Origin of the sequence: Streptomyces sp. AV19 (assembly GCF_015999245.1) — a bacterium.
Classification (GTDB): Bacteria; Actinomycetota; Actinomycetes; order Streptomycetales; family Streptomycetaceae; genus Streptomyces.
Window position 1 is genome coordinate 237,819 of the sequence record NZ_JAEAMR010000004.1, and the last position, 15,749, is coordinate 253,567.

At 73.6% G+C, this 15,749-nt stretch carries 14 protein-coding genes and 1 pseudogene; 10 read left to right on the top strand and 5 right to left on the bottom strand.

All coding sequences use genetic code 11. The features are described 5' to 3' along the window. Positions 1-1,322: ABC transporter ATP-binding protein (locus I5Q34_RS05825; RefSeq protein WP_267911914.1), on the bottom strand; the 1,322-nt coding region annotated here is incomplete at its 3' end. Between the two features lie 34 nt (positions 1,323-1,356). Next, on the bottom strand, positions 1,357-3,675 hold the full coding sequence (gene glgX / locus I5Q34_RS05830; RefSeq protein ID WP_199891068.1) for a glycogen debranching protein GlgX: 2,319 nt from the start codon (positions 3,673-3,675) through the stop codon (positions 1,357-1,359). A 212-nt stretch (positions 3,676-3,887) separates the two neighbouring features. Between glgX and I5Q34_RS05835 the strand changes: the two genes are divergently transcribed. The 6 genes from I5Q34_RS05835 (at position 3,888) to I5Q34_RS05860 (ending at position 9,645) form a co-directional block, all read left to right on the top strand. Further along, positions 3,888-5,132: an Ig-like domain-containing protein gene (locus I5Q34_RS05835; RefSeq protein ID WP_277965639.1), complete on the top strand. Its 1,245-nt coding sequence runs from the start codon at positions 3,888-3,890 to the stop codon at positions 5,130-5,132. A gap of 213 nt (positions 5,133-5,345) precedes the next feature. Further along, entirely contained in the window at positions 5,346-6,530 is a 1,185-nt protein-coding gene (locus tag I5Q34_RS05840; protein ID WP_277965638.1) for an Ig-like domain-containing protein, read from the top strand. 114 nt (positions 6,531-6,644) lie between these two features. Further along, entirely contained in the window at positions 6,645-7,412 is a 768-nt protein-coding gene (locus I5Q34_RS05845; RefSeq protein WP_199891071.1) for an enoyl-CoA hydratase/isomerase family protein, read from the top strand. A 310-nt stretch (positions 7,413-7,722) separates the two neighbouring features. Next, on the top strand, positions 7,723-8,226 hold the full coding sequence (locus I5Q34_RS05850; RefSeq protein ID WP_199891072.1) for an ATP-binding protein: 504 nt from the start codon (positions 7,723-7,725) through the stop codon (positions 8,224-8,226). Between the two features lie 406 nt (positions 8,227-8,632). After that, positions 8,633-9,358 carry an N-acetylmuramoyl-L-alanine amidase gene (locus tag I5Q34_RS05855; RefSeq protein WP_199891073.1) on the top strand — a complete coding sequence of 242 codons (726 nt, stop codon included), beginning with the start codon at positions 8,633-8,635 and terminating at the stop codon, positions 9,356-9,358. Between the two features lie 71 nt (positions 9,359-9,429). After that, complete coding sequence (locus I5Q34_RS05860; RefSeq protein ID WP_199891074.1) at positions 9,430-9,645, top strand: EF-hand domain-containing protein; 216 nt, start codon at positions 9,430-9,432, stop codon at positions 9,643-9,645. Between the two features lie 24 nt (positions 9,646-9,669). Here I5Q34_RS05860 and I5Q34_RS05865 read toward each other — a convergent pair whose 3' ends face one another. Next, the gene (locus I5Q34_RS05865; protein ID WP_199891075.1) at positions 9,670-9,978 is read right to left on the bottom strand and encodes a hypothetical protein; all 309 of its coding nucleotides are present in this window, start codon (positions 9,976-9,978) and stop codon (positions 9,670-9,672) included. Positions 9,979-10,042: 64 nt separating this feature from the next. Between I5Q34_RS05865 and cutA the strand changes: the two genes are divergently transcribed. Both cutA and I5Q34_RS05875 read left to right on the top strand, forming a co-directional pair. After that, the gene (gene cutA / locus I5Q34_RS05870) at positions 10,043-10,369 is read left to right on the top strand and encodes a divalent-cation tolerance protein CutA (RefSeq protein WP_199891076.1); all 327 of its coding nucleotides are present in this window, start codon (positions 10,043-10,045) and stop codon (positions 10,367-10,369) included. Positions 10,370-10,616: 247 nt separating this feature from the next. Further along, positions 10,617-11,645, top strand: coding sequence for an AraC family transcriptional regulator ligand-binding domain-containing protein (locus I5Q34_RS05875; protein ID WP_199891077.1), 1,029 nt, complete (start codon positions 10,617-10,619; stop codon positions 11,643-11,645). Here I5Q34_RS05875 and I5Q34_RS05880 read toward each other — a convergent pair. Beyond that, positions 11,570-12,343, bottom strand: coding sequence for a class I SAM-dependent methyltransferase (locus I5Q34_RS05880; protein ID WP_199891078.1), 774 nt, complete (start codon positions 12,341-12,343; stop codon positions 11,570-11,572). The two genes, I5Q34_RS05875 and I5Q34_RS05880, sit on opposite strands and share 76 nt — an antisense overlap. Before the next feature lie 659 nt (positions 12,344-13,002). Here I5Q34_RS05880 and I5Q34_RS34395 point away from each other — a divergent pair. Then, positions 13,003-13,116: pseudogene (locus I5Q34_RS34395) on the top strand (histidine kinase); the annotation flags it as partial. Between the two features lie 492 nt (positions 13,117-13,608). Beyond that, a complete protein-coding gene (locus tag I5Q34_RS05890; protein ID WP_199891079.1) occupies positions 13,609-14,259 on the top strand; it encodes a response regulator transcription factor in 651 nt (216 codons plus the stop codon). Positions 14,260-14,283: 24 nt separating this feature from the next. Here the strand turns inward: I5Q34_RS05890 and I5Q34_RS05895 are convergent, their stop codons facing one another. Then, positions 14,284-15,666 (bottom strand): L-serine ammonia-lyase, encoded by a 1,383-nt coding sequence (locus I5Q34_RS05895; protein ID WP_199891080.1) that lies wholly within the window; start codon positions 15,664-15,666, stop codon positions 14,284-14,286. Positions 15,667-15,749: the final 83 nt, after the last annotated feature.

Below are 15,749 nucleotides of genomic sequence, written 5' to 3' on the forward strand. Positions count from 1 at the left end.
GGCGAACGTCCCGCGCCGGGGGCGGCGTCGGGACGTTCGCCGGCGCGCAGGGTGGGTGCCCCGGGAGTGCCCGGATCCGCCGCACCCTCCGGCGTTCCGGGCGTGGGACCGCCCATCCCCCGTACCGCCGCGCGGAGTTCGCCTGTGGCCGCCAGGGGCGCCCGGGCCGCGTCCGTGCCCGGCGCGGCCTCCGGCACGCCGGATTCCCCGGCGCCCGCTGCGGGCGTCCCGGGTATCGCCCGGCCCCGGGCGCCCGCCGAGGGCGCCTCCCCGGGGCCGGGGGCCGTACGCCCCGCACCCTCGGGGGCCGCGCCCGCCCCGGGCGCCTCCGCGTCCAGGACCTCGAAGTACCGCTCCGTCGCCGTCGCCGACTCGTTCGCCACCGCAAGCAGGAAGCCCATCGACTCCACCGGCCAGCGCAGGGCCAGGGCCGTCGAGAGGAAGGCCACCAGGGCGCCGGCCGTCAGCGTCCCGTCGGCGACCTGCCGGACGCCGAGGACCAGCGCCGTGCCGATCGCCAGCTCCGGCAGGATCATGATCAGGGCCCAGAGCACGCCCAGCAGGCCCGCCTTGTGGAGCTCCGTCGCGCGGAGCCGGGCGGTCAGGGCGGCGAAGGCGCGCTCCTGCGCGCGGTGCCGGCCGAAGCCCTTGGTGACGCGGATGCCGAGGACGCTCTCCTCCACCACCGTGGTCAGGTCGCCGAGCCGGTCCTGCGCGGTGCGCGCGGCCCGCGTGTAGCGCTCCTCGAAGGAGTGGCAGAGGATGACCAGGGGGACGACCGGGGCGAGCAGCACCAGGCCCAGCGTCCACCGCTGGAGCAGCAGGATGACGAAACCGACGGTGATCGTCAGCCCGTTGACCACCAGGAACGTCACCACGAAGGCCAGGAATATCCGCAGCAGCATCAGGTCGGTGGTGGCGCGGGAGAGCAACTGGCCGGAGGGCCAGCGGTCGTGGAAGGCGACGGGCAGCCGCTGGAGGTGCCGGTAGAGCGCGGACCGCATGGCCGCCTCGACCTCGGCCAGCGGACGCGCCACCAGCATCCGCCGCAGGCCGAACAGCCCGGCCTCCAGCAGGCCGAGCACCAGGATCGCCAGGCCGCCCAGCCACACCCCCGACGGGTCGCGGTCGGCGATCGGGCCGTCCACGATCTGCTTGAGGGCGAGCGGGATGACCAGGCTCGTCGACGAGGCCACCACGGTCACGGCCAGGCTCGCGGCCAGTCTGCCGCGCGCCGGGCGCACGAACGGCCACAGGCGCAGCAGCGAGCGCACGGGGGAGCGGCGCGCGGCGGATCCGGAGGGTTCACTGTGTGCGGTCATCAGGAGCGAGCGTACGGTTCGCCACTGACACCGCTCACTCGGTTTTCCGTCCTGGTCCGCCGGACGGAGGACCCTCCTCCACCGCCCGTCCCGGCAGCACCTTCCACACCGCAACCGACCGTTCCGGAACGGAAATTGACGTCCCCGCGTCGCATTGTGTCCCCGGCCCGGCGTCCTGCTCCTCCAGGGAGGTGTCGACGAGGAGCTCGTACGCGTCCGCCCACGGCGGGCCCGGCAGGGTGACGTCGATCGGGCGGTCACCGGCGTGCAGGACGACCAGGAAGCTGTCGTCCGTCACGGGCCGGCCGTCCGGCCCGCGCTGCGGGATGTCCCCGCCGGAGAGGTACATGCCGAGCGTGGCGGCGGGCGCGTACCAGTCGGCCTCGGTCATCTCCGTGCCCCGCGCGGTGAACCAGGCCAGGTCCCGCAGCCCGTCCACCGACTGCGGGCGGCCGGAGAAGAAGGTGCGGCTGCGCAGGACGGGGTGGGCGCGGCGCAGGGCCAGCAGCCGGGCGGCGAGGCCGGCGAGGGCGCGCCAGCCCGGGTCGTCCAGGAGCGACCAGTCGACCCAACTCACCGCGCTGTCCTGGCAGTAGGCGTTGTTGTTGCCGCCCTGGGTGCGGCCCATCTCGTCGCCGGCCACCAGCATCGGCACCCCGGTGGACAGCAGGAGCGTGGTCAGCAGGTTGCGGATCTGGCGGCGGCGCAGGGCCAGGACGGCCGGGTCGTCGGCGGGGCCCTCGGCGCCGCAGTTCCAGGATCGGTTGTCGTCGGTGCCGTCCCGGTTGCCCTCGCCGTTGGCCTCGTTGTGCTTGCGCCCGTAGCTGACCAGGTCGCGCAGGGTGAAACCGTCGTGGGCGGTCACGAAGTTGACGGAGGCGTACGGCCGCCGGCCGCCCCAGGCGTAGAGGTCGCTGGAGCCGGAGAGCCGGTAGCCCAGGTCCCGTACGTCCGGCAGGGCGCCGCGCCAGAAGTCGCGGACGGCGTCGCGGTAGCGGTCGTTCCACTCGGTCCACAGCGGGGGGAAGGCCCCCACCTGGTAGCCGCCGGAGCCCACGTCCCAGGGCTCGGCGATGAGCTTGACGCGGCGCAGGACGGGGTCCTGGGCGATGACGGCGAGGAAGGGCGAGAGCATGTCCACGTCGTGCATGGACCGGGCGAGCGCGGCCGCGAGGTCGAAGCGGAAGCCGTCCACGCCCATCTCCGTGACCCAGTAGCGCAGTGAATCGGTGATCAGGCGCAGCACGTTGGGCTGGACGACGTGCAGGGTGTTGCCGCAGCCGGTGTAGTCGGTGTAGCGGCGCGGGTCGTCGGCCAGCCGGTAGTAGCGCCGGTTGTCGATGCCGCGCAGCGACAGGGTCGGTCCGAGCTCGCCGCCCTCGGCGGTGTGGTTGTAGACGACGTCGAGGACGACCTCGATGCCGGCCGCGTGCAGGGCCCGGACCATCCGTTTGAACTCGCCGACCTGCTGCCCCCGGGTCCCGGTGGCCGCGTAGCCGGCGTGCGGCGCGAAGTAGCCGATGGAGTTGTAGCCCCAGTAGTTGCGCAGCCCGCGGCGCAGCAGGTGGTCCTCGTGCGCGAACTGGTGCACCGGCAGCAGTTCGACGGCGGTGACGCCGAGGCGCACCAGGTGCTCGACGGCCGCCGGGTGGGCCAGCCCGGCGTAGGTGCCGCGCAGGTGCTCGGGGACGCCGGGGTGGCGCATGGTGAAGCCGCGCACGTGCAGCTCGTAGATGACGGTGTCGGCCCAGGCGGTCTTGGGCCGGCGGTCGTCGGACCAGTCGTCGTCATCGGCGACGACCACGCCCTTGGGGACGTACGGGGCGGAGTCGCGCTCGTCGCGGACGGTGTCGGCCACGTGCTGCTGGGGCCAGTCGCGGACGTGCCCGTACACCTCCGGCGGGAGCGGGAACTCGCCGTCGACGGCGCGGGCACAGGGGTCGAGGAGGAGCTTGGCGGGGTTCCAGCGGGCGCCGGTCCAGGGGTCCCAGCGGCCGTGGACGCGGTAGCCGTAGCGCTGGCCGGGCCGGACGCCGGGCAGGAAGCCGTGCCATATCCCGTGCGTCAACTCCCCCAGGAAGTACCGGGTTTCGCGCTGGCCCCCGGAGCCGTCGTCGTCGAAGAGGCAGACCTCCACGGCCTCCGCCCCGCCGGCCCACAGGGCGAAGTTGGTCCCGGCGACCCCGCGGGCGTCCACCCGGAACCGGGCGCCCAGCGGCTCGGGGCTGCCCGGCCACACCGCCTGGCGGCGGGCGGCGGGGACCGGGCGGCCGTTGACCGCGGCCGCGGGTGTCGTGGTCCCGTCCCCGAAGTGAACGCCGTATGCCGTCTCTTGCTCGGGTGTGCTCGACACGTGTTCGCCTCCGGCGGCTCTCGGACGGCGCGCCGGGCACCCGGCTTCCCGTTCCCGGTGTCTGGCGGTGCGGCCTCGGCCCTCGTCCGGGGGCCTTGTGGGGTTTCCTTCCCACTCCTGCCCGGTTCCGCGCATGCGCTCACACGTGTGATCGGGGACAGCAAGCGAGTGCCCTGTCGTTTCCCGGGAGGAACCGTGTCGTTGGGACGGGTGTGACAGGATTTGCCCCCTCGTATACCCTCCCGCGTACCCTCCGCGGACTGTGCGCGCTCACCGCCCTCGCCGTGCTCTGCGGGTGTGCCGCGGAGGCCCCGCGGGCCGTCGTCCCCCCGCGTACGACGCCCCGGGACGACCCGCGCCCGGCCGTCGCGCCCGCGCTGATCCGCGTCACCCCGCGCAACGGCGCGCGCGACGTCCGCGCGGCGGACCGGTTCGAGGTGCGGGTGCGGGAGGGCAGGCTGGAGAAGGTGCGCGCGGTGCGGATCCGCGGCGGCGTCCGCAAACCGGTCAGGGGGCGGATCTCCCCGGACGGGCACAGCTGGTACCCCAGGGGCCCGGTCGCGCTCGCCGCCCGCTACAGCGTCGACGCCGTGGCCCGGGACGCGGCGGGCCACCGCACCACCCGGCACAGCGAGTTCAGGACGTACGTGCCGGAGCACCGCTTCACCGCTTCCTTCGTCCCGGCGCCGGGGGCCACGGTCGGCACGGGCATGATCGTCTCGTTCGCGTTCAGCCGCCCGGTGGCCGACCGGGTCGCGGTGGAGCGGGCCGTCCGCATCACCTCGCGGCCGAGCACGGAGATCTCCGGGCACTGGTTCGGCTCCTCGCGGCTGGACTTCCGGCCGCGCCGGCGCTGGGCGCCGGGCAGCGTGGTCACCGTCGACCTGCGCCTGCGCGACGTGCGCGGGGCGCCCGGCGTCTACGGGCTCCAGCGCCGGAAGTCCACCTTCGCCGTGGGCCGGGACCAGGTGAGCACGGTGGACGCCGCGGCGCACACCCTGCGGGTGGTGCGCGGCGGCCGGACGCTGCGGACGCTGCCCGTCACGGCCGGCGGCCCGGGCCGCGAGACCTACGCGGGGGCGATGGTCATCAGCGAGAAGTCCCCGGTGACCCGGATGAACGGCGGCACGGTGGGCTTCGGCGGCGAGTACGACATCACGGACGTGCCGCACGCGATGCGGCTGACCGACAGCGGGACGTTCCTGCACGGCAACTACTGGGCGCCGCCCGCGGTGTTCGGGGTCCGCAACATCAGCCACGGCTGCGTCGGCCTCCCGGACACCGATCCCGGCGGCGCCGCCACCCCGGCGGGCTGGTTCTACGGCGTCTCCCTCGTGGGGGACCTGGTCCGGGTGATCAACTCCGGGCAGCGCCGGGCCCTCGCGGACAACGGGCTCGGTGGCTGGAACCTGACGTGGGAACAGTGGCGCGCGGGCTCCGCGCTGGGGGTGGATTGACCCGGTCGGCACGGTATGACCGGGGCCCGCGCGGCACTTGGAATGCAACGGTGACCATCACGAGGCCGGACGTGTCCGATGCGTATGGTTATCTATCGCCATGCGCGGATGCCGCGCTTCGGGGGCGCCGCGGGGCGGCGGGTGCGATAGGAGAAAACCGTAGTGAACGTGCAGCCGATATCCGGAAGAACCAGGACAAGAGGTCGCCGGAGTGTGCTGTCCGCCGTGCTGCTGGGCACGGTGCTGACCGTCACCACCGCCTGTGGCGGTGACGGAGGATCCGACGCCGACGGCAAGAAGGCCGGCGGGAAGACGGTCCCCGACGGGCCGTCGCAGGCCGTGGTGGCGATCGCCGTCAAGGACGGCGCGACCGAGGTGAGGACGAGCGGCGCGCTCAAGGTCACCGCGGAGAAGGGGAGTCTGACCTCGGTCAAGGTCTCCGACGGCAAGGGCCGGTTCGTCGACGGGAAGATATCCGCCGGCGGCGCCAGCTGGGAGCCCTCCATACACCTGGCCTCCGGCACCAAGTACACGGTGGACGCGATAGCCAAGGACAAGGAAGGCCGCGAGTCCGCCAAGCACGCCAGCTTCACCACCCTCACCCCGCAGAACACCTTCGCCGCCTACTTCACGCCCGAGGACGGCAGCACCGTCGGCGTGGGCATGCCGGTCTCGCTCAACTTCAGCCGGGGCATCACCGACCCCGCGGCCGTCGAGCGCGCGGTCAAGGTGACCGCCGAGCCGGCCGTCGACATCAAGCCCCACTGGTTCGGCAACGACCGCCTCGACTTCCGCCCCGAGAAGTACTGGGCCGCCGGCACCAAGGTGACGCTCCACCTCAACCTCGACGGCGTCCAGGGCCGCCCGGGCGTCTACGGCAAGCAGAACAAGACCGTGAAGTTCACCGTCGGCCGCAGCCAGGTCAGCACCGTGGACGCCAAGTCGCACACCATGAAGGTCGAGCGCGACGGCAAGGTCGTCAGGACCATCCCGATATCGGCCGGCGCCCCCGCCAACCCGACCTACAACGGTCGGATGGTCATCAGCGAGAAGTACGAAGTGACGCGGATGAACGGCGACACGGTCGGCTTCGGCGGCGAGTACGACATCAAGGACGTGCCGCACGCGATGCGCCTGTCCACCTCCGGCACCTTCATCCACGGCAACTACTGGTCGGGCTCGGACACCTTCGGCTCGGCCAACGCCAGCCACGGCTGCGTCGGCCTGGAGGACCGGCGCGGCGGCGGCGACCCGTCGGCGCCCGGCGCCTGGTTCTTCAAGAACTCCCTGATCGGTGACGTCGTCGTGGTCAAGAACTCCAATGACAAAACGATCCAGCCGGGGAACGGCCTCAACGGCTGGAACATGAGCTGGGCGGAGTGGACGAAGAGCAGCTGACGTCCGCGCGGACACCGACGGCCCGATGCGTGTGACCGCACGCACCGGGCCGTCGCCGTTCCCCCGCGCCGCAGGGCCCGTGCCGACCCATCGGACACGCCCTAACCTGGCGCCATGACTGTGCATTGTGAGGTCGCGGAAGGCGTCGGCACCGTCCGGCTCGACCGTCCGCCGATGAACGCGCTGGACATCGCCACCCAGGACCGGCTGCTGGAGCTGGCCGGGGAGCTGACCCGCCGCACGGACGTGCGCGCGGTCGTGATCTGGGGCGGGGAGAAGGTGTTCGCGGCGGGCGCGGACATCAAGGAGATGCGGGACATGGACCACGCGGGCATGATCGCCCGGTCCCGCGCCCTGCAGGACGCCTTCACCGCCGTCGCGCGCATCCCCAAGCCCGTCGTCGCCGCCGTCACCGGCTACGCCCTGGGCGGCGGCTGCGAACTGGCGCTCTGCGCCGACTTCCGCATCGCCGCCGACAACGCCAGGCTCGGCCAGCCGGAGATCCTGCTCGGCCTGATCCCGGGCGCGGGCGGCACCCAGCGCCTCGCCCGGCTCATCGGCCCCTCCAAGGCCAAGGACCTCATCTTCACCGGGCGTCAGGTGAAGGCGGACGAGGCCCTCGCGCTCGGCCTGGTGGACCGCGTCGTCCCCGCCGCCGAGGTGTACGAGCAGGCGCACGCCTGGGCGGCGAAGCTGGCCGCCGGGCCCGCCATCGCGCTGCGGGCCGCGAAGGAAGCGGTGGACGCCGGGCTGGAGACGGACATCGACACCGGACTGGCCATCGAACGCAACTGGTTTGCGGGCTTGTTCGCCACCGAGGACCGGGAGATCGGCATGCGCAGCTTCGTCGAGGACGGCCCCGGCAAGGCCAAGTTCGTCTGAGCCCGCCCCGAAGTGGGGCCGGAAAAGGGTGAATTGGCAGGGGCGGGCGGAGCGTGTCCGGAAGGGCGCGCTCCGCCCGTTGCCTCTTGTGGGGGAATTCCCCGGGAAGCGCCGACCCCTTCGGGCGACCCCTCCGCGACCGCCCGGCGATCAGTGGGTGCTCCGTGGTCGCCGCAGGTCAGTTGGGGTTTGCCAGAGGTGGGGGGGCCGCTGGCATATGTCATCGCGGACCCTCGGAGGGATCTCTTCCGGAAAACCGAATCCGAAGGTTCCACTCCCCGGCGGCTGTTCGGCGGCCATCATGGGGGGCATGGCGGGTCTGGAGGGAACGGAGCAGCCACGGCGCGGGGCGGTCACGGCCGCGGTGCGGTGGGCCCCGGCCGTTGACGACGAACTGGCGCTCAAGGCGCTCGAGCTGTACGGCGATCCCACCCTCGGTGAAGTCCGGCTGCCGTCCTGTCCGGAGTCCACGGTCGCGGCCCGGCGGCTGACGCACTGGGCGGTGGTGAGCCACTGGGGCCTCTCGGCGCAACTGGCCGAGCACGCCGTCCTGCTGGTCTCCGAGCTCGTGGGCAACGCCGTCCGGCACACCGGGGCCCGGCACTTCGGGCTGCGGGCGGTGCGCCGGCGGGGCTGGGTGCGCATGGAGGTGCGCGATCCCTCCCGCGGCCTGCCGTGCCTGCTGCCGGTGCGCGGGACGGACACCAACGGCCGGGGCCTGTTCCTCGTCGACCGGCTCTCCGACCGCTGGGGCGTGGACCTGCTGGCGCGGGGCAAGACGGTGTGGTTCGAGATGCGCGTCGCCGACCGCTGACCCCCGTACGCGCGCCGGCCTCCGGCGCCGGTACGCCAAGAGGCCCCTGTCCGCCGGAGTGCGGCGAGTGGGGGCCTCTTCATGGCGCCGCGGAGGAATGGGGTGTGTTCCGCGGCGGTTCGACGACCGAGCCCGGGTCAATGGGGGTCGTGCCACCGACTATGGCAGACGGGACGACGCGGAGCCAAAGCGGATTTGCGGGCATATTCGGGCAAGCCCCCCGATAACTCAGGGTAATCAAAGGTGAGATGTGCCACTCGCCTTGCATTCCATGAATGAATCCACCGCGCCTCTTATCTTTATGCGCCTTGTGGAGGCAATGGCGCGCCGGTGCTTGCGGGGCGGCCCCGACTGTGAGTGTCATGTCCCCGTCTGAGTGTTCCGACGTCCGGACCCGGGAGGCCCCATGGACGAGACGCCTTTGGACGACACTCCCCCGCACGAGCCCGCTCCCTCGCAGGACACCACTTCGTCCCACGACACCACCGCGCCCTCCCTGCCCCGCCGGCTCGCCATCGGCGGCGCCGTGACCCTGCTCGGCGCCGCGGCCCTGGGCGCGGCCACCGCCTTCAGCATCGGCAGGCCGGCGGCCTCCGCGGAGTCCCGGCCGCCCGGCTCCACCTATCCGCCCACCCACTGGATACCGGCCGACCCCGCCAACTACACGGCCTCCAACAGACCGGCCGCCTATCCCGTCGAGTACGTGGTCATCCACGTCACCCAGGAGACCTTCCCCAACACGGTCAAGATCTTCCAGAACCCCGCGGCCAAGGTCTCCGCGCACTACCTGGTCGCGTCCGCCGACGGCTACATCGGCCAGTTCGTCCGCGAACGGGACGTCGCCTGGCACGCCGGCAACTGGAACTACAACACCCGCAGCATCGGCATCGAGCACGAGGGGTGGGTGGACCGCCCCGAGTACTTCACCGACGCCCTCTACCGCTCCTCCGCCCGCCTCACCGCCGCCGTCTGCGACCACTACGGCATCCCCCGCACCCGCGAGCGCATCATCGGCCACGTCGAGGTGCCGGGATCCACCCACACCGACCCCGGCCCGTACTGGGACTGGGACCGCTACATGCAACTGGTGGCCCATCAGCCCCCGGCCGGACGGGGCCCGCAGGGCCGCTAATCTGTGCCGGACATTCGCACGCGGCGCACACAGCACACAGCACCGGCGCAGCACCACCAGGGGAGGCCCACATGGCTGACATCGAGGAAGCCCGCAGGATATTCGCGCGGTTCGACACCGACGGGGACGGCTTCATCACCGCGGCCGAGTACAAGAGCGCGATGGCCCGGCTCGGCGACCCGTTCGTCACCGAGCCCGTGGCCCAGGCCGTCATCAACGCCAAGGACGCCAACGGCGACGGCCTGATGTCCTTCGACGAGTTCTGGAACGCCCGGAACAAGGGCTGACCGCACCATGGCCGCCGCCCCGGGTCAGCGCGAGCCCCTGCGCTGCGCGCTCGCCCGGCGGCGGCCGTCGTTGCACAGCAGGCAGCGGCCCCAGCCCGGCGGCAGCGGGTCGCGCTTGTCGCCGTAAAGCGGATCCACGGCGCCCCGCGGATGCAGCGAGCAGCCCGTGGCGCCGTGCGCGGCGCCCAGGGCGCGCGCCGCGTCCAGCGCGCGGCGCAGGGCGTCGACGATCTGCGCCGTCTCCTCGGGGGACGGGTCGGACTCCAGGGTGTAGACGATGTCCGAGGCGGTGTTGAGCGCGCTGTGGAGCTCGCGAAGTTCTGCGTAACCCATGCCCGCGAGCGTACGCGGGACCACTGACAACGCCCCGGGAACGGCCTGCGGTACGGTCGGCGCCATGCACGGGACCCCGTACCTCACGGTGATGACCACCGCGCCCGGCGAGGACGTCGCCCGGCGCATCGCCGCGGGCGCCGTCGAGCGCCGGCTCGCCGCCTGCGCCCAGATCGACGGGCCGGTCACCAGCGTCTACCGGTGGCAGGGCCGCGTCGAGACCGACGCCGAGTGGCGCGTGCTGTTCAAGACCACGGGCGAGCGGTACGCGGAGCTCGAGGCCCACATCCGCGAGGGCCACCCCTACGACGTCCCCGAGATCATCGCCACCCCCGTCACCGCGGGCGGCGCCGACTACCTCGCCTGGATCCGCGCGGAGACCGCGCCCTAGCGGCGGGACGGCCCTGGCGGCAGAACGGTCAGACGCCCGACGACTCCCCTCCTTTTGTCGTCGGCCGTGTGACACGAGGGAGCGCGAGCCGGACCCCCGTACCCGCCCGCACTCCGTTTCCGCCCGGTCGAGGACAGCAGCCCCGCGCCCCGGACCGCTCCAGGATGAGACACCGGACGCGCCGGGGCATAGGACGCGGTGTGCCAGCCGTGGCGCATCACGTGCCAGCGTCGTCGAAGATGGGGGCATGGCAGATGCGCACACGGCTTCCGAGAACCCCGGCGAGCAGGACTCGATCGTCCTGTCGAAGTTCCTGCTGACGGCGGCCGGGTCGGACGGGGCCGACCCGAACCGGATAGCCCGCGAGGCCGGGCTGCCGGGCTGGGCCCTCACCGACGACGAGGTGATGATCCCGGCCCGCGTCACCATGCGGGTGTGGGAACTGGTCGAACGGGCCCTGGGCACGCCCGATTCGCCCGTCTCCATCGCGGGCTGGTACGACCTGGGCGCCCTGGGCCTGTTCGACTACCTCTTCGCCAACGCCCGAACCCTGGGCGAGGCGTTCGAGAGCAGCACCCGCTACCTGCACTTCGTCACCACCAACGGCAGACTGGCGACCGTGTCCGAGGACGAGCGGGAGACCACGTTCTCGTTCCACTACCGGGAGGGCGAACCGCGCCAGATGGAGCTGGCCGAGCAGTTCGCCATGGCCGTGCTCTGCTCCCGCGCCCGGGGCGTCACCGGACGGCCGGTGCACCCCCTGCACGTCGGCTTCGCCCAGTCCGCGCCGCGCAACCACGCCACGCTCGCCGAGACCCTCGGCGCGGAACGGGGCATCGACTTCGGCCAGGCCCGCGGCTCCATCACCTTCCGCACCGCCGACCTGCACGCGCCCATCCCCGCCGCCGACCCGCGCCTGGCCGCCATCCTGCGCCGCTACGCCGAACTGCTGCCCCCGCCGCCGGCCGCGGACTGGCGCGAGAAGTTCGAGCGCGAGCTGGACGCCTGCCTCGCCGAGGGCACGCCGGCCCTCGACCACGTCGCCCAGCGGCTGCTGATGAGCCGCCGCACCCTGCAGCGCCGCCTCGCCGAGACCGGCACCACCTGGCGCGCCGAACTGGACGCGGCCCGCCGGCGCCGGGCCGACCGCGTCCGCCGCACCGGCGGCAGCCTCACCTCCGGCCTCGCCGGCCAGCTCGGCTACTCCGACCCGCGCTCGCTGCGCCGCGCCATGCGCCGCTGGTCGGCGGAGGGGGAGGGGCCGGGGCCGGCGTGACGGACCCGGTCCGGGGCCCACAGGTGGTGGACCCTGGCCGGGGGCAGATTGCGCCACACCGTGCCCCGGCCGTGGCCGTAGCGGTGCCCGAACCCGTCGAGCACGGCGACCGCCGCCCGGTGCCGCGCGGCTTCCGCCCGGCCGCCGAACGCGGTGCGCAGCGCCCGGGTGCCGAGGCAGGCGAAGCAGGTCAGGTGCCCGCCGGGGACGAGCGCGGCCATGTACCGCTCCAGGACGGAACGCACCACCTCGGGCTCGAAGTTGGTGAACGGCAGGCAGGAGACGATCACGTCGTAGCCGTGCGGGGCCGGCGGCAGGTCCGTGATCGACCCGGGCACGACCCGGACCCGGCCGGACGCGGCCGACAGCACCGGATCGGTGTCCAGCAGACCGGTCAGGACGCGGACGAACCGCGGGTTGAGCTCGACGGCGTCGAGCCGGTCGGCCGGCCCGAGGCGCCGGGCCAGGGCCCGGGTGACCGTGCCCGTGCCGGCGCCCACCTCCAGCACCCTGCGGGGGCGCCCTCGGCCCGGGGGCACCAGCGGCGCGGCGAGGCGGGCGGCCGGCGGGCCGCCGCTCGGGGCGATCGCCCCGGTGGTCCGCCGGGCGAGGACCGCCTCGCGGAGGAACGCCGGACCGCCGGTCCGGGGCCGGGGCAGGGAGGCGGCGGGGCAGGTCGTGCCGTGCGTCAGATCCATGATGGCGACGCTAGGAACCGGAAACGCCCGGGCCATCGGCCGTGCCGACCCGGCGACCCCCGGCGAAAGGAGGGGGTGGGGGCGGCCAACTCGCCGGGGACGGGCCGGGATTGCTCTCCTACGATGTCGGCATGATCGGGTGGATGGCACGGGCGTGGCCGTGGTGGGCCGAGGCACTGCTGGTGGCGGGCGTCGGCGCGTCCTGCGTGCCGGACGCGTACTTCGCGACGGAGGACGGACTGCTGGGCCCGGGGGTCGGCATCGCCGCCGGCGTCCGCCTGGCGCTGCCGCTGCGGCACTGGTGGCCGCTGCCCACCGCCGCGCTCGTGACGGCGGCCGCGGCCGTGGCCGGGAGCGGACCGCCGCTGCTGGTCGTGCTGTTCTTCCTCGCCTCCCGGGGCCGGACGGTCCCCGGCCTGGTGTGCGCGGCCGGCGCGCTGCTGGGCAACGCCCTGGTGGACCCGCGGCCGGGCCTGTGGGCCGTGCGCGCCTACGGACCCCTGCTGCCCTTCGCGGTGGTCCTGGTCCTGGGCCTGTGGGCGGGCAGCCACCGGCGGCTGGTCGAGGCCCTGGCCGACCGGGTCGCGCACCTGCGCAGGGAGCGCGAACTGCGCGCCGAACAGGCCCGGCTCGCCGAACGCGCCCGGATCGCCGCCGAGATGCACGATGTGCTCGCCCACCGCCTGACGGTGCTCGCCCTGCACACCGGCGCGCTGCAGCGCCGTACGGACGGTCTGCCCGGCCACGTGGCCGACCGCATCGGCCTCCTGCGCACCACCTCCACCGAGGCGCTCGCCGATCTGCAGGCCGTGCTCGGCGTGCTGCGCGACCACGAGGGCCCGCGGCCGGGCGGGTCGGGCGTTCCGGGCCGCAGGGAACTGGAGGAGCTGATCGGCGAGGCGCGCGGGGCCGGCCAGCGCGTCGACGCCTCCGTCGACGGCGACCCCTCCGCCGTCCCGGCCGGTCACCGGCTCGCCGTCCACCGCATCGTCCAGGAATCCCTGACCAACGCCCGCAAACACGCGCCGGACGCGGCCGTGTGCGTCGAAGTGCGCTACGGGACACCGGAGTTGACCGTGACCGTCCACAACACCGCCGCCGCCGGCCCCGCGGAGCGGCCGGCCGGCCGGCGGCTACGGCCTCATCGGCCTGAGCGAGCGGGTCACCGCCCTCGGCGGCCGGCTGGAGCACGGACCGGACGCCTCCGGCGGCTGGCGCGTCGCCGCCCGCATCCCCGTCGGCGGCGGCACCGGGGCGGTGGCCGCGTGATCCGCACGCTCGTCGCCGACGACGACGCCCTGGTGCGCCTCGCCCTCGTCGACATCCTGGACGACGCCCCCGGCATCGACGTCGTGGCCCAGGCGGCCGACGGCGTCGAGGCCGTCGAGCGCGCCGCCGCGCACGGCGTCGACGTGGTGCTGATGGACGTCCGCATGCCCCGGATCGACGGGATCGACGCCACCGAGCGGCTGCGGCGGCTGCCCGACCCGCCGAAGGTCGTCGTGCTGACCACCTTCGACCTGGACGAGTACGTGGACGACGCCCTCGCCGCGGGCGCGGCCGGCTTCCTGCTCAAGGACACCGACCCCGCCGGGATCATCCGCGCCGTCGAGGTCGTCGCGGCCGGGCAGGCCATGCTCCACCCCGCCGCCGCCCGCCGGGTCGTCGACCGCTACCGGCGGACGGCCCGCGCCGGCGCGCGCGCCGCCCGGGCCCGCGTCGACCGGCTCACCCCCCGGGAAACCGACGTGCTGGCGCTGCTCGCCGAAGGCGCGTGCAACGCCGGCATCGCGGCCGGGCTCGGCATGCGGGAGAGCACCGTCAAGGCCCACGTCAGCCGCATCCTCGCCGCGCTGGACGTCACGAACCGGGTCCAGGCGGCACTGTGCGCCCGGGACGCGGGCCTGGCCCGCTGACCCCGGAGGGCCGGCGGGCGGCGGTCAGCACTCGATGACGTTGACCGCGAGGCCGCCGCGGGCCGTCTCCTTGTACTTGACCTTCATGTCCGCGCCGGTCTCCTTCATGGTCTTGATGACCTTGTCGAGGGAGACGTGGTGGCGGCCGTCGCCGCGCAGGGCCATGCGGGCGGCGGTGACCGCCTTGGCGGCGGCCATGCCGTTGCGCTCGATGCACGGGATCTGGACCAGACCGCCGACCGGGTCGCAGGTCAGGCCCAGGTTGTGCTCCATGCCGATCTCGGCCGCGTTCTCCACCTGCTCGGCGGTGCCGCCGAGGACCTCGGCGAGGCCGCCCGAGGCCATCGAGCAGGCCGAGCCGACCTCGCCCTGGCAGCCGACCTCGGCGCCGGAGATCGAGGCGTTCTCCTTGAAGAGCATGCCGATCGCGCCCGCGGCGAGGAGGAAGCGGACGATGCCGTCCTCGTCCGCGCCGGGCACGAAGTTCATGTAGTAGTGCAGCACGGCCGGGATGATGCCCGCGGCGCCGTTGGTGGGAGCGGTGACGACGCGGCCGCCGGCGGCGTTCTCCTCGTTGACCGCCATGGCGTAGACCGTGATCCACTCCATCGCGCGGGCCTGCGGGTCGCCCTCGGCGCGCAGCTGGCGGGCGGTGCTGGCGGCGCGGCGGCGGACACGGAGGCCGCCGGGGAGGATGCCCTCGCGGGACATGCCGCGCGAGACGCACGCCTGCATCACGCGCCAGATCTCCAGCAGCCCCGCGCGGATCTCCTCCTCGGTGCGCCAGGCCTTCTCGTTCTCCAGCATCAGCGCGGAGATCGACAGACCGGTCTCGTGGGAGAGGCGCAGCAGCTCGTCGCCGGTGCGGAACGGGTACTTCAGGACGGTGTCGTCGAGGACGATCCGGTCGGCGCCGACCGCGTCCTCGTCCACGACGAAGCCGCCGCCGACCGAGTAGTAGGTCTTCTCCAGCAGGGGCGCGCCGGTCTCGTCGTAGGCGAAGAGCGTCATGCCGTTGGCGTGGTACGGCAGCGAGCGGCGGCGGTGGAGGATCAGCTGGGTCGACTCGTCGAAGTCGATCTCGTGGGCGTCGCCGATCTCCGCACCCATGAGGCGCAGGCGCTTGGTGGTGCGGATGCGCTGGACCTCGTCGTCGGCGATCTCGACGTCGACCGTGCGCGGGGAGTGGCCCTCCAGGCCGAGGAGGACGGCCTTGGGGGTGCCGTGGCCGTGGCCGGTGGCACCGAGGGAGCCGAAGAGCTCGGCGCGCACGGACGTGGTCTGCGCGAGTACGCCGTCCTTCTTCAGGCGGCCCACGAACATGCGGGCGGCGCGCATCGGGCCGACCGTGTGGGAGCTGGACGGGCCTATGCCGATCGAGAAGAGATCGAAGACGGAGATGGCCACGGTGAGCAGCTCCTTGGGTCGGGGGGTGGTACGAGGGGTGGTGCGGGCGCGAGCCGTCGCGCACGGTCCAGTGTGCGTGATGG